Origin of the sequence: Granulicella sp. S190 (assembly GCF_009766095.1) — a bacterium.
Lineage (GTDB): Bacteria > Acidobacteriota > Terriglobia > Terriglobales > Acidobacteriaceae > Edaphobacter.
This window is the reverse complement of the sequence record NZ_LMUD01000008.1, coordinates 69,055-81,946: the sequence shown is the minus strand read 5'-3', so window position 1 is coordinate 81,946 and position 12,892 is coordinate 69,055. Positions and strand designations below refer to the sequence as shown.

The following is a 12,892-nucleotide window of genomic DNA, read 5'->3' as shown; positions in this document are numbered from 1 at the left end:
TTTTCCGAGGCGGTTTTTTCGTGTCCCTGTGAGACAGAAGACGAACAACAGCAAAAGCAACGGCAATATTTAGTCGCTCCGGCTTCGCCTTTGCTCCGGCCTTCGGCAGAGAGGTGGCCGCTTTGCGGCGTCTTTTAGACGCGGGGCGTGGCCTAACTGACAATTGAGAACTGACAACTAACGGCCGACTACTTAGGTTAGATCGTCTTCGGCTGCTTCGGCGGGGAAGTTGCCCTCGCGGCGCATGCGGAGGTAGCCACGGATGAAGGGTTCGAGGTCGCCGTCGAGGACCTTGTCGACATCGCCAACTTCGACTCGGGTGCGGAGGTCTTTGGCCATGCGGTAGGGCTGGAGGACATAGCTGCGGATCTGGGAGCCGAACTTGATGTCGAGCTTGGAGTCTTCGAGCTTGCGGGCCGTCGCCTTCTTCTTGTCGAGCTCGTACTCGTAGAGCTTGGAGCGCATCATCTTCATGGCCCGCTCCTTGTTCTTGTGCTGGGAGCGCTCGTTCTGGCAGCCGGTGACGAGACCTGTCGGGATGTGGGTGATGCGGACTGCGGAGTCCGTGGTGTTGACGTGCTGGCCGCCCTTGCCGCCGGAGCGGTAGGTGTCGATGCGGAGGTCTTCGGTCTTGATGTCGATGACGATGGTGTCGTCAATCTCGGGGGAGACGAAGACGCTGGCGAAGCTGGTGTGGCGACGCTTGGCGGAGTCGAAGGGGGAGATGCGAACGAGGCGGTGGACGCCGGTTTCTCCGGAGAGGAGACCGAAGGCGAAGTCGCCGGAGATGGTGAAGGTGGCGGATTTGATGCCGGCTTCGTCGCCGTCCTGGACTTCGTTGATCTCGACCTTGAAGTTCTGGCGCTCGCCCCATCGGATGTACATGCGCATGAGCATCTCGGCCCAGTCCTGGGACTCGGTGCCGCCTGCGCCCGGGTGCACGGTGACGATGGCGTTGAGCGGATCGGTCTCGCCGGAGAGCATGGTCTTGGATTCGAGCTTGTCGGCAAAGTCGATCAGCGCGGGAATCTCGCGGACGAGATCGGGTTCGGTGTTCTCGCCCTCCTTGGCGAGTTCGAAGTAGGCCTCGATGTCGTCGGAGCGGCGGGCGAGTTCGGCGTCGTCGGCGAGGAGAGTTTCGAGGCGCTTGCGTTCGCGCATAAGCGGCTGCGAACGCGAGGCGTCGGCCCAGACGGTGGGGTCAGATATCTTCTCTTCGATGACGGCTAGTTCACGGCGGAGTCGGGGAGAGTCAAAGATACTCCCGCAGATCGCGTACTTTGTCGCGGACCGGGGAGTAGGAGTATTCGAGATCGCTAAGCATAAGTTTTTAGTTTAGTGCATGAGTGGTCAGGTGTGCAGCGAAGAGCGGTTTGCGCGGGTGGTGAGGCCCACCTTAGCGACGATAAAACCGTCGCGAAGATGGGGCACCCGGTCATAAAGCAAAGGCGAAAGACAAAGATCCTTCGACTGCGTGTCTCACAAAGTGCCGTGAGACAGTCCGCTCAGGATAACGGCTTCTTCCTCATATTTACCTCTACGGGATACATTTACTGCTTTGCAATGCGGCTGCGGAGGCTGAAGAGGAGACCAAGGGTGGTGAGGAGGGCGCAGGCGTAGGCGAAGAGATCGCCGTGGGCGGCGTAGAAGGTGAGGTCGTGCTCGTAGGCGAAGTGGACGCGGAGGCTGGAGCGCAGATGCCTCGGCAGGGCGGCGGTGACGTGGCCGAAGGGGTTGATGGCGACGGTTACGCCGGTGTTGGTGGCGCGGAGGACCCAACGGTGATTTTCGATGGCGCGCATGCGGACCATGTTGAGGTGCTGCCATGCCGCGCTGGTGTCGCCGTACCAGCCGTCGTTGGAGATATTGATGAGGACATCCGCACCCTGCTTGCTGAGCAAGCGAATCTCGTTGCCGAAGATGGACTCGTAGCAGATGAAGACGCCGTAGGTGTGGCCTCCGGTGGAGAAGACAGTGCGGTGAGTGCCGGGCTCGAAGGTGCCTACTTCGTTGAGGAGATTTTTGGCGAAGAAGAAGAACTCTTTGAACGGGACGTACTCGCCGAAGGGGACGAGGTGCATCTTGTCGTAGTGGCCGACGAAGGCGCCGTCGGGGTTGATAAACGAGGCGCGGTTGTAGGGGGTGTACCCGGATTTTTTCGACGGGTCCAGCTCGAATCCGGTGTTGCCGACGATGATGGGCGCGTGCGCGGAGCGGGCCAGAGCCGACATGGCGGAGCGAAACTGCGCGTCTACGTCTTCGAACGGTGCGGGAGACTCGGGCCAGACGATGAGATTGGTGGGAGCGGGTGCCGCGATGGCCTCGTCGGAGGCGGACTGTGAGTGGATGAGATAGACGGTCTGGGTGTCGCGCAGCTCGGGGATTCCGAGCAGGAACTTTTGGGAGGGGTAGCGGCTGAGGTAAGAGAAGGAGTCGAGGAACTGCTGGATGGTTGGCTGCGGACCGGTGCTGGCCGCTCCTACCTCGAGGTTCTCCTGGACGAGGGTTGCGGCGGCGGTAGTGGGGGATGACTTCGGGTTGGCGACGAGGCGCAGGACAACGGTGTAGGCGACGACGATGACGACTCCCGCGATGGTGAGCGCGAGTCGGGTGTAACGGCGCTCGCGGAGACGGATGCGGACAAGCCATAGAGCGTTGACGGCGGCGATGACGAAGGAGAGCCCGTAGGCTCCGGTGATGGGAGCGAGGCGGGTGAGCATGGGGTTGTCGACCTGGGTGATGCCGAGGAGATCCCATGGCAGGCCGGTGATGCGCGCGCGGGCGAGCTCTACGGCGACCCATGCGAAGGGGACGAAGAGGAGGACAGACTGGCGGCTGAAGCGGCTGCGGAGGGCGGCGAGCAGAGCTCCGAAGAGCGCGTGATAGAGGCCAAGGTAGAGGCAGAAGAGGACGAGGATGCCTGCGGCGATGGGTTTGGCGAGACCACCGTAGAGAAACATCGTCTGGTAGATCCAGTAGCAGTTGCCCAGATACCAGATAAAACCGCAGAGGTAGCCGAGGATGGCTGCCTGGGAGAGAGTAAGTGGCTTGTCGGTCTTGCTGTTACCGAGGAGAGCCCAGAGGAGGGGCAGGAGGGCGATCCAGCAGAAGGTGGTTCGCCAGACGGGAACCGGCCCTGCGGTGGGAAAGGGTAGGACTTGGAGGATGCCGGAGAGCACGGCCATGGCCCAGAGTCGCAGGGGGATAAGTCGCATCGCATGCAGTCTAACATTGAGGCGGTGATTTCCCGTTGGGTTGCGGTGGTTGGGAGATACAATAGATGGGCATGGATTTTGTCGTTCATCTCGTTGCCAAGGTTGTTGTGCCACTGTTTTTTATTGGCATGGCGGGATCCGCAGTCGTGATTGTGGTGAGTTTTGCAGAAGATTTGAAGGAGTTGCTGGGGGATGAAGAATAGCTGCCAACGGCGGAAGCGGGACATCATTCTGCTCTTGCCGATGGGTCTTGGCAGTGTTACCACCTAAGGTGGGAGGGCCGTGTACTGTGCTGACGTTACTCAGTATTGCCGGCTGCTCTTGTTCTCGGACAGCAAACCATAATGGGATCTAAAGAGACGATTACTAAGCCGCAATCGAACCGCGTCCGCCTGGTCGTGGCGTCGTCGGTGATGCTTACCTTTATCTCCTTCTGGCGAGCGGCTGCGATCGTGTTGAACGACCTTGGGTCTTCCGCGTTCTATGCGGGCGGCATCGCGGAAGAGGCAGTGGGCAAAGCTGCGCCGTGGTTCATCCTGGGCGTGATGCTGTTCAGCTTTGCGGTGCGCGCCGTGTATGTCGAGAGCTGCAGCATGTTCACGCGCGGCGGCGTCTACCGGATCGTAAAAGAGGCGCTGGGCGGGACGTTCGCGAAGTTGAGCGTGTCGGCGCTGATGTTCGACTATATTCTGACGGGGCCGATCTCGGGTGTGTCGGCGGGTCAGTACATTGTGGGGCTGCTGAATGAGGTACTGCGGCTCTTCGCGGCGCATCACTGGGCGAGCAAGGTGGTAATGCATGCGGGCGGCGTGGCGCGGCAGTTGCCTGTGGATGGGACCTCGGCTGTGATCGCGGGGTTGGTGACGATCTACTTCTGGTGGCAGAACACCAAGGGGATTGAGGAGTCGAGCGACAAGGCTCTGAAGGTGATGAAGATTACCACCGTGATGGTGGTGATTCTGCTGTCGTGGGGGATCTTTTCGGCGATCCATGTGGGAGCACATCTTCCGCCGTGGCCTACGCCGGACAATCTTCACTTCAGCAATGATGCGCTTGGATTTCTGAAGCACACCGGCTTCATGAAGTCGCTGGGCTTGTTCGGCGTGCTGATGGCGTTTGGGCACTCGGTGCTGGCGATGAGCGGCGAAGAGTCGCTGGCGCAGGTGAACCGGGAGATCGAACATCCGAAGCTGAAGAACCTGAAGCGCGCAGCGATTGTGATTGCGATCTACAGCTTCATCTTTACCGGCGTCGGAACGCTGCTGGCGGTGATGCTGATTCCGGATACGGTGCGGGTTCCGGTGTATCGCGACAACCTGATCGCCGGGATGGCGATGTACATGGTGGGGCCACTGGCGTTGCGGATCGGCTTCCGTGTCTTCGTGGTGATCGTCGGATTTTTGATTCTTGGGGGAGCCGTCAATACGGCGATCGTAGGCTCGACCGGCGTGTTGATGCGGGTGGCTGAAGATGGAGTGCTGTCGGACTGGTTTCGCAAGCCACAACGTAAGTACGGGACCAGTTATCGCATTGTGAATCTAGTTGCAGGGCTGCAGATGTTTACGATCCTTGTGACTCGCGGCAACGTGATCATGCTGGGTGAGGCTTATGCGTTCGGCGTGATCTGGAGCTTCACCTTCAACGCGCTGGCGATGCTGGTGCTGCGGTGGAAGTACAAGGGCGAGCGCGGCTGGAAGGTTCCACTTAATATTCGGATTGGCAAGACAGAGATTCCGCTGGGACTACTCTCTGTGTTCCTGGTTCTTCTAACTACCGCTATCGTCAATTTATTTACGAAGTCGGTAGCTACAGTAAGTGGAGTTATCTTTGCTGCGGCATTTTTTGTGATCTTTTCGCTTTCAGAGAGAGATAACAAACGCCGCCACGATCTTACGACGCTGCAGATGAAAGAACACTTTCAACTGGAGCACCAGGATACTGTGGGACGTGAGGCGTTGGAGATTCGTCCCGGCGCGGTAGTGGTGACGATGCGTGATTCGGCTGCGCCGTTTGCGCTGAAGTGGGCCTTGACGCATACGAATACGGACGATCAGGACCTGGTGGTGCTGGCTGCTCGCATGATGGGTGCAGGCGGACCAGAGTATGTGGATGCGTCGGAGCAGTTATTCAGCGAGCACGAGCAGATGCTGTTTACGAAGGCTGTCTCGGTCGCTGAGAGCTTCGGGAAACATATCTCGCTGCTGGTAGTTCCCGCGGGAGATATCTTCTCTGCGCTGGTGCAGACGGCTAACTCGCTGGATGCGGCGGCGGTAGTGTCTGGACTTTCGACGAAGCTCACTGCGGAGGAGCAGGCTTACCATGTGGGTCAGGCATGGGAGGCATTACCTGAGCCGAAGCGTCAATTTACTTTCTATGTCGTTAAACCGGATGGGCAGTCACTTAGTTTCCATATTGGTCCTCATGCCCCGACGATTGAGCCGCACGAGGTTCAACTGGTGCATCGGTTGTGGCTCAATATCCGGCGCTCTCCGGACATGCAGGATCTACACCACAGCGACATCCTTGCCTATGCGCTGACCCGCATGGCTACTGAGTTTGCGCGAGATAAGCAGGGAACCCTGCAAGATCTGCAAAGGTGCATCGATGAGTCGCATCATCGCCGTGGACTGGGTGGCTCGCGGCATGAAGAGTTGGATGAAGCGGGTCCGGGTTATGCGATTCGTACTCCCCACACAACGCATAAAAATGAAGATCGTGAAGCTAACACGGCGAATACAAAGTAGCTCGCTCGAGTTACTCCACGTTTGCATCGAGTTACGTCCTTCTGTATCTTCTACAAGTGGCAATAAGAAATTGGATCGAGGCCGATAGGACAGAGGGCTGCTCGACCTATAGATGCCACTGGAGGTACCACGTGGAAGTTAGCCGTATTATTGCCGAGATCGATGCGCAGATTTTGAAGCTCCAGCAGGCGCGTACGCTGCTGGCTGGAACGACGACGGGAGCTTCCACACGCCCAGGTCGTGGCCGTCCCAAAGGCAGCAAAAACGTAGCCGCACCGGCATCTCCCGCTCCACGCAAACGCAAACTGAGTCCAGAAGGCCGCAAGAGAATTGCCGATGCTATGAAGAAGCGCTGGGCCGAGCGACGGAAGCAGAATGCGAAGAGTTAATTTCCTGAAAATATTTTAAGAAGAGAAAGGCGCCTCTTATCGAGACGCCTTTTTCCTGCTCTCGCCTAATTGTGTCTAAGCTATCTCGCCGACTTACCGGGTAATAATGACCTCGCGAAGACTATCTTTAGCGAGAAAGAACCGGTAGTTACTGAACTCACTGAACAGGTTTTCAATCTTGCGGTTATTGAAGACGTTCAGCAGCGGATAGTTCCCTGCGCGCTGCATCTCCACTACATCGGTATCGGTAAGATGATACCGGCAGAAGAAGGTCTCCGGACTGGTTGTCTGGTGAAAGAAGGCCAGCATGAGACCTCCCGGTTGCAATACCTTGTGAATACGAGAGAGTACAGGCGCTATGAGAGGCTCGGGCAGATAGTCCGCAGTGTCCCAGAAGATCACAACGTCGAAGACGCGACCGGAGAAGTTAAGATTGCTCTCCAGAAAGCGGTCGACATCAAAGATGGGCTCCTCACCCTCTTTAGCAGGGGTGAGCCACTCCGGCTTTGAGGCTTCGTCTACGACACTTGCCATGTAGATGCTATGGCCAAGACTGGTGATGTAGTTGATGTTGGTGGACGAGGTGGGTCCAATGTCGAGGATGCGCAGTGATTCCTGCGTCTGCAGGTGCTTCAACAACTCTTTCCACCCGCTGGAATGACGAGGGATGCGACCTGAGTCGCCACCTCTCGGAGTGCTTGTGCTTTCGCTACCGCCAAAAAGGCTGCGCATGAGCCCGCTTCCCTTCTGCTGTTATGCCTGCGGTTGAGAGAAGAGTGGAGCGCTCGTCTCGCCTGTCGCAGGGGCTGCGGCAGAGGTTGAAGACTTGGACTGCGCCTCCGGGGACAACTTCAACTCGACGCTTCCTTTCAATACCGCACTCTCTTCGATGCTGAGGCGACCAGCAAGTATGTCTCCGCTGACGATGGCGGACTGGCGGAGCTCTACACGGCCGGTGGCCTGAACGTTGCCGGTGAGATGTCCGAAGACGGTGACGTCGCGGACGCTGATATCGGCACGGACGTGCGCATTAGGTCCAATGGTCAAGCGGCTATCCTTGAGACTGATGGTTCCTTCGATATCTCCGTCGATGTACAGGTCTTCATCTCCGGAGAGTTCTCCTCGAATGACGACCGACTTTCCGATGACGGTGGAACCCTCTGCTGGTTTCATAAGCGTTTTGTTCTCCCTTGAGGTCCTGCCTTGCGTATATGCACCTTGCCCGAACTATACCCAAGCTCATGCTGAGAGGCAAACCGCGAATCCGTTGCGGCGCTCCACGAGTCTTACCAAAGACCCTTAGAATGGGAGACGAGAGGTGCAGGTTGGCAGCAGCTTCAGAGGCAGCGCTCCAGAGAGCTTTCGCGGACAGATGCCCATTCCGCAAAGTTTTCGAGCAGATGAGGTTTGGGAGGCACATTTTCCTGGGGGTTCTACTCCTGTCGATTGCCGTGTCCGGCGGACGTGCTGAGGCGCAGGGCTCCCCTACGACAAAAGATGTAGAGGAGAGCTCTCTCGTGTCGGTGCCGCCTCGCACCTGGATCGTCGATGCGGCAGCCAATGAGTTGACCGCGCTTCACCATAACGACTCCTACCTTCGTTACCGTACTCACACCGTTAGCGAGAAGGGCAACCTGGTTCGCGACGTGGCTGAGAGTAAAGATGGGACCGTGGCACGTCTGGTCAAGAAGGATGAGAAGCCGCTGTCAGAGGACGTCGATACGGCAGAGCGGCAGAGACTGAACGACCTGATCACTTCCCCCTCCAACTATTTTCGACACGTACGAAATGGTGAGTCCGACCGCAAGATGGCAGATAAGCTCATACCCCTGATGGCGGACGCGATGATCTACACCTACACGCCGGGACAGCCGCAGACCGGCAAGAACGGTGGCGCGACGGAGGTGGTGCTTGACTACAGGCCTGACCCGAAGTTCAATCCGCCGAACACCGAGGCACAGGCGTTGACCGGGCTGGAGGGAAGGATCTGGATAGACGCCAAGTCCCACTATCTGGTGCGGATGGAAGGGACGATCTCGCACGGGGTCAACTTTGGCTGGGGCATGCTCGCGCATATCTATCCGGGAGGAAAGCTGGTGCTGGATCAGACCAGCGCCGGAGATGGGCGCTGGATCTATACCTACTTTTCCATGAAGCTGAGCGTGCGTGCGCTGATGCTGAAGACGGTGAACGTGGAGACAGAGTCAACTTCAAGCGACGTGCAGAAGATCGGGCCGATGAGTTATCAGAACGCCATACGGATGTTGCTGGATACGCCACTTCCGGGCCGGTGAGACGCTTGTCAGGCAGTTACGCGAGCCCGGGCCTGAAGTGTCTGGCGGCGAACGGTCAACGACTCGATGCGATCGGGCTGTACTTCGAAGCCTCTGCCGACCGCCGTGGGAACTACGATCTCTCCCTTGGCACTCACAGTGACCGGCGGTTCGATGATGTCCTGTGCCCAGTAGCGGCTTGAGGCCGAGACGTCTCCTGGAAGCGAGAAGTTAGAGAGCGAGGAGAGCGCGATGTTGTGAGAGCGACCGATGCCGGTTTCGAGCATGCCGCCACACCAGACAGGGATGCCACGCTCTTCTGCGGCGTTGTGCACGGCGATAGCCTCGCTGAATCCGCCGACCCGGCCTACTTTGATGTTGATGATGCGGCAGGACTCCATGTCGATGGCGGCGAGAGCGTCGCGGCGATTATGAATGGACTCATCGAGGCAGATAGACGTTTCGAGACGTTTCTGCAGCATGGAGTGGAAGTAGAAGTCGTCGTGCCAGAGAGGCTGTTCGATCATCAGGAGATTGAAGCGATCCCATTCGGCAATGTCTTCAAGATCCTTCATGCGATAGGCTGAGTTCGCATCGCAGCTGAGCGTGATGTCGGGCCAGCGGTTGCGGATGGCTTCGAAGATGTTGGTGTCCCAGCCGGGCTTGCACTTCACCTTGATGCGCTGGTATCCGGCGTCGAGCTCCGTTGCGATCTTGTCCATGAGATGAGCGGGTGAGGGCTGGATGCCGATGGAGACTCCGCAGGGGATGATCTCGCGCGTTCCGCCAAGGAGCTGCGCAAGCGGGACCCGCTTGACCTGGGCTTCGAGATCCCACACGGCATTTTCAAGAGCTGCCTTGGCCATGCGATGGCCGCGGACCTGGCGGAAGATATTCGGACAACTGCCGCCGCGTTCTATGTCGGCTTCGAGGAGCCGGGGAGCGAGCTCCGATTCGGTGATGATCCAGGCAGTGTCAACGGTCTCTTCGCTGAAGTAGGGATGCTCGCCTGCGACGCACTCGCCCCATGCGGTGAGGCCTTCGGATTCGAGCTCTACCAGGAGGATGCGGCGGCTGGTGGTGAGACCGAAGCTGGTCTCGAAGGGATGAGCCAGTGGCAGGTTGATCTCGCGGAGGTGAATCGCGTCGATGTTGAGCATGTGCAGTCCTGTCTTTCCGAGGTGCTGGATCGTGGCGGATCTGTGGGCGGGGCTCAGAGAAATTGTACTGCGACCTTCCCTCTGATATATCAGATCTCCGAGGGATTCTTCCAGGGGCCGAGGAGAAAGCTGCCATTGCCTTGAGCGTCCCGCTCGTAGCCTACAACGGCGAGGCCGCGTTGAAACGCCGATTCCAGTGCCATTCGGTTATCGCTTTGCAGTGCTCTGGCGAGACTTCGCTGTTGAGCGTCCTGCTTCCATTGATAGATGGTGTGCGGGACGGTGATGCGTTCCAGAGTTTGCCGGGGCTGGGCCTCGCCGCGCAGCACGTCGGCAACATGGGTGGAGCGCAGCCACCACTCGGCGTAGAGCCGGTCGGTGGGGAGGCCTCCCTGTAACGGAGAGGACGAGGGGCCGTAGAAGTCGGGCTGGTAGCGCCGGACGATGGCGCCCAGCCGATGGATGTTGAGATGGGAGTTTCGAATCTCCAGGGGGTCGAAGGTCCACTCCATCAGGTCGAAGCCGCGGGCGAGGGCGTCGTCGCGCTGGGCAAGCTTGAGGCGGCGGCCGATGCCGGAGTTGCGGTACTGCGGGAGCACGGCGAGCATGTGGGAGTGGAGGTAAGACTTGCCTTCGCGGTAGCCGGGCAGGGACATGGCGAAGCCGACGAGGGTGTCGCCGTCGAAGGCGCCCAGGACCTGTCCGCCGATGCGCTGGGCGACGACGAAGACGCGGCGAGGGATGACGTCGCCGTCGCTGTAGCCCCAGACTTCGAGCTGGAGGACGACGCAGCGCTCAAAGTGCTCGAGGCTGGTGAGGGACTGGAGGTGGATTGCTGTCTCGGAGGCTGTGTTCATGACTGTGAGTTAGCGTTCACGACTGCGGGTTGGCGTTCACGACTGTGACGGCGCGTTGGTGGCGCTCTTCGCTTGATTCCATAGTACGTCGAGCTGCGCGGGGGTTGAGGCGGCCAGGGCTTCACTGTTGCCTGCGGCGGACTCCATTGCGGCGAAGCGGCGACGGAACTTTGCGTTGGTGGCGCGCAGGGCGGACTCGGGATCGACTTTGAGATGGCGGGCGAGGTTGACTGCGGTGAAGAGGATATCTCCCAGCTCTGCTTCGATTGCCGCTGTGGGGGCTGCGGGAGCGAGTTCGGCTTTGAGCTCGCCGATCTCCTCCTGAAGCTTGTCGAAGAGGCCATCGGCGCTGGGCCAATCGAAGCCTACCTTGGCCGCGAGGGAGCCGAGTTCGCCTGCTTCCATCATGGCAGGCATGGAACGGGGGATGTCGTCGAGGAGGGAGGCGTGCTGCGTCACGGAGACCTTCTTTTCCGTCTGCTTGATCTGCTCCCAGTTACGCAGGACTGCGCTGGAGTCTGTGGCTTCGGCGCCAGCGAAGATGTGAGGATGACGGCGGATGAGCTTGGCGTTCAGGTTTGCGGCTACCTCCTGAATGGTGAAGTAGCCCGCCTCTGAGGCCATCTGCGCGTAGAAGAGAACCTGGAGGAGGAGATCGCCGAGCTCATCCTTGAGATCGGGCCACGCACGGCGCTCGATGGCGTCGAAGACTTCGTAAGTCTCCTCGAGGGTGTGGCGCTTGATGGTGTCGAAGGTCTGTTCGCGATCCCACGGACAACCGTCGGGAGCACGGAGACGCGCCATGATCGCTATAGCTTCGGCGATGGGGTCTGGGGTGTCTCCCTGGGCGGCCTGCTGTGGGTGATTCTTCGGTTTAGCGTCGGGCATGTATCAAATTTACCCGATGGCGTGACGGGAAGGGGCTTTGCTGCTTCGTGGCTGATGGATTATGCTTTGCAACATATGGGTGCAGAGATCGAAGAGAACGCAAAGCCAGGACGACGCAGAAGCAAGTGGGTGCTACTGCTTTTACTTCCCTACCTTGGGCTGTGTTTCCCTATCGTGTATGCGCGCTCAGCTCCTGCGTTGTGGGGCTTTCCATTCTTCTACTGGTACCAGTTCGCCTGGGTAATCCTGGCTTCTTTGCTGCTGGCAATTGTCTATCGGAAGCTCAAAACTTAGAGATCATTCTGATAAGAAATAAACGATGGCGCTCCGAGATCTCGGAGCGCCATCGTTTGCTGCGGCTCGTTTCTTGAAGCGAGTTACTGTCCGTTCGGTTTGGTGGAAGAGGCATTGCTGGGCTGGTCAGTGCTCATATTGGTCATCAGCTTGATATCGACGCGACGGTTCTGTGCACGACCGGCAGCCGTGCTGTCACTCGCAACCTGCTGATCTTTGCCAATGCCAATCAGGTAGAACTTGTGCGGAGGGATGTTGTACTTCGACGCGAGGTAGTTGACCACCGCGTCGGCGCGATGCTGGCTGAGCTGGTAGTTGTACGCCGCGTCGCCAACGGAATCGGTTCCGCCAGTTACCTCGAGGATGTAGCCGCGGGTGCTGGAAAGAGTAGCCGCCATCTCGTCGAGCTGCTTCTTGTCCGACGCAGAAAGAACATACTTGTCGAAGGCAAAGGTAACGCTGACGTCCGAGATCTGCTTGTAGTTGTCGAGATTGGCGACGACTCCGCTTAGACTATCGACGCGGTTATACGCTTCTTTCGCAGACTGGTTCGCCGTGTCGGCAGACTGTCCCGCAGCGAGGGCATGCTGGTCTGCGGTGTCGGCAGCAGACTGGGCACCTGAGATTCCGCTCTTGGCGCGCTCATCGGTGTCGACGATGTTACGGTGATCGGCTGCGGTCTTGGTATCCAGGTCATTGGTCTGCTGGATGATAGGGGCCGTCTGAGAACGAACATAATTTTTCGTTGAGCAGCCGACGGTAAGGGTAAGCGCGAGAGCACTGGCAAAGGCAGCGATGCAGGCAGATTTGATCTTGTTTTCCGTATAGCTATTGGAGCTCATTCTTTCTACTCTCCTGGTAATAATTACGAAACAGTCCATCCCACGACAGTGTTACTGGTGCAATCTTCGTGCCAAACGCCAATTCCCCGTAAATCTAATATTTTCAACATTATAAGCCGATACAACCCTCCGGGAGTCCCGGGGTTGCACGCGCTCCTTGGAACTTTTGATGCGCCGTCGCGTCAAATCTACTCAGCAAACATGTGCACAGGCCGGCTGTATACGCTGCG

General features: G+C 58.5%; 13 protein-coding genes. 5 read left to right on the top strand and 8 right to left on the bottom strand.

The features are described from left to right. Positions 1-192: 192 nt before the first annotated feature. A protein-coding gene (gene prfB / locus GSQ94_RS03495) for a peptide chain release factor 2 (protein ID WP_216843006.1) occupies positions 193-1,324 on the bottom strand; the annotation gives its coding sequence in 2 pieces (ribosomal slippage) (positions 193-1,254 and positions 1,256-1,324; 1,131 coding nt in all). Positions 1,325-1,550: 226 nt separating this feature from the next. Beyond that, positions 1,551-3,215 (bottom strand): apolipoprotein N-acyltransferase, encoded by a 1,665-nt coding sequence (gene lnt, locus GSQ94_RS03490; RefSeq protein ID WP_254063611.1) that lies wholly within the window; start codon positions 3,213-3,215, stop codon positions 1,551-1,553. A 65-nt stretch (positions 3,216-3,280) separates the two neighbouring features. On the opposite strand from lnt, the gene GSQ94_RS03485 reads away from it, so the two are divergent. The 3 genes from GSQ94_RS03485 to GSQ94_RS03475 all read left to right on the top strand — a co-directional run bounded on the left by GSQ94_RS03485 (position 3,281) and on the right by GSQ94_RS03475 (position 6,348). Further along, on the top strand, positions 3,281-3,418 hold the full coding sequence (locus GSQ94_RS03485) for a hypothetical protein (RefSeq protein ID WP_158941928.1): 138 nt from the start codon (positions 3,281-3,283) through the stop codon (positions 3,416-3,418). A 141-nt stretch (positions 3,419-3,559) separates the two neighbouring features. Then, positions 3,560-5,959: an APC family permease gene (locus GSQ94_RS03480; protein ID WP_158941927.1), complete on the top strand. Its 2,400-nt coding sequence runs from the start codon at positions 3,560-3,562 to the stop codon at positions 5,957-5,959. Positions 5,960-6,090: 131 nt separating this feature from the next. Next, positions 6,091-6,348, top strand: a complete 258-nt coding sequence (locus tag GSQ94_RS03475; RefSeq protein ID WP_158941926.1) for a hypothetical protein — start codon at positions 6,091-6,093, stop codon at positions 6,346-6,348. A 93-nt stretch (positions 6,349-6,441) separates the two neighbouring features. Here GSQ94_RS03475 and GSQ94_RS03470 read toward each other — a convergent pair whose 3' ends face one another. Further along, positions 6,442-6,984, bottom strand: coding sequence for a class I SAM-dependent methyltransferase (locus GSQ94_RS03470; protein WP_158941992.1), 543 nt, complete (start codon positions 6,982-6,984; stop codon positions 6,442-6,444). 117 nt (positions 6,985-7,101) lie between these two features. Further along, positions 7,102-7,521: a polymer-forming cytoskeletal protein gene (locus GSQ94_RS03465; RefSeq protein WP_158941925.1), complete on the bottom strand. Its 420-nt coding sequence runs from the start codon at positions 7,519-7,521 to the stop codon at positions 7,102-7,104. Positions 7,522-7,865: 344 nt separating this feature from the next. On the opposite strand from GSQ94_RS03465, the gene GSQ94_RS03460 reads away from it, so the two are divergent. After that, positions 7,866-8,642, top strand: a complete 777-nt coding sequence (locus tag GSQ94_RS03460; RefSeq protein WP_158941924.1) for a hypothetical protein — start codon at positions 7,866-7,868, stop codon at positions 8,640-8,642. Positions 8,643-8,650: 8 nt separating this feature from the next. Here GSQ94_RS03460 and menC read toward each other — a convergent pair whose 3' ends face one another. The 3 genes from menC to mazG form a co-directional block, all read right to left on the bottom strand. Next, a complete protein-coding gene (gene menC, locus GSQ94_RS03455) occupies positions 8,651-9,781 on the bottom strand; it encodes an o-succinylbenzoate synthase (RefSeq protein ID WP_158941923.1) in 1,131 nt (376 codons plus the stop codon). Between the two features lie 89 nt (positions 9,782-9,870). Continuing rightward, complete coding sequence (locus GSQ94_RS03450) at positions 9,871-10,638, bottom strand: GNAT family N-acetyltransferase (protein WP_158941922.1); 768 nt, start codon at positions 10,636-10,638, stop codon at positions 9,871-9,873. A 36-nt stretch (positions 10,639-10,674) separates the two neighbouring features. Next, on the bottom strand, positions 10,675-11,526 hold the full coding sequence (mazG, locus tag GSQ94_RS03445; RefSeq protein WP_158941921.1) for a nucleoside triphosphate pyrophosphohydrolase: 852 nt from the start codon (positions 11,524-11,526) through the stop codon (positions 10,675-10,677). A 54-nt stretch (positions 11,527-11,580) separates the two neighbouring features. Here mazG and GSQ94_RS03440 point away from each other — a divergent pair, with 54 nt between their 5' ends. Further along, positions 11,581-11,820, top strand: coding sequence for a DUF3311 domain-containing protein (locus GSQ94_RS03440; protein WP_371417434.1), 240 nt, complete (start codon positions 11,581-11,583; stop codon positions 11,818-11,820). Between the two features lie 83 nt (positions 11,821-11,903). Here the strand turns inward: GSQ94_RS03440 and GSQ94_RS03435 are convergent, their stop codons facing one another. Further along, positions 11,904-12,662: an OmpA family protein gene (locus tag GSQ94_RS03435; RefSeq protein ID WP_158941920.1), complete on the bottom strand. Its 759-nt coding sequence runs from the start codon at positions 12,660-12,662 to the stop codon at positions 11,904-11,906. Positions 12,663-12,892 lie beyond the last annotated feature (230 nt).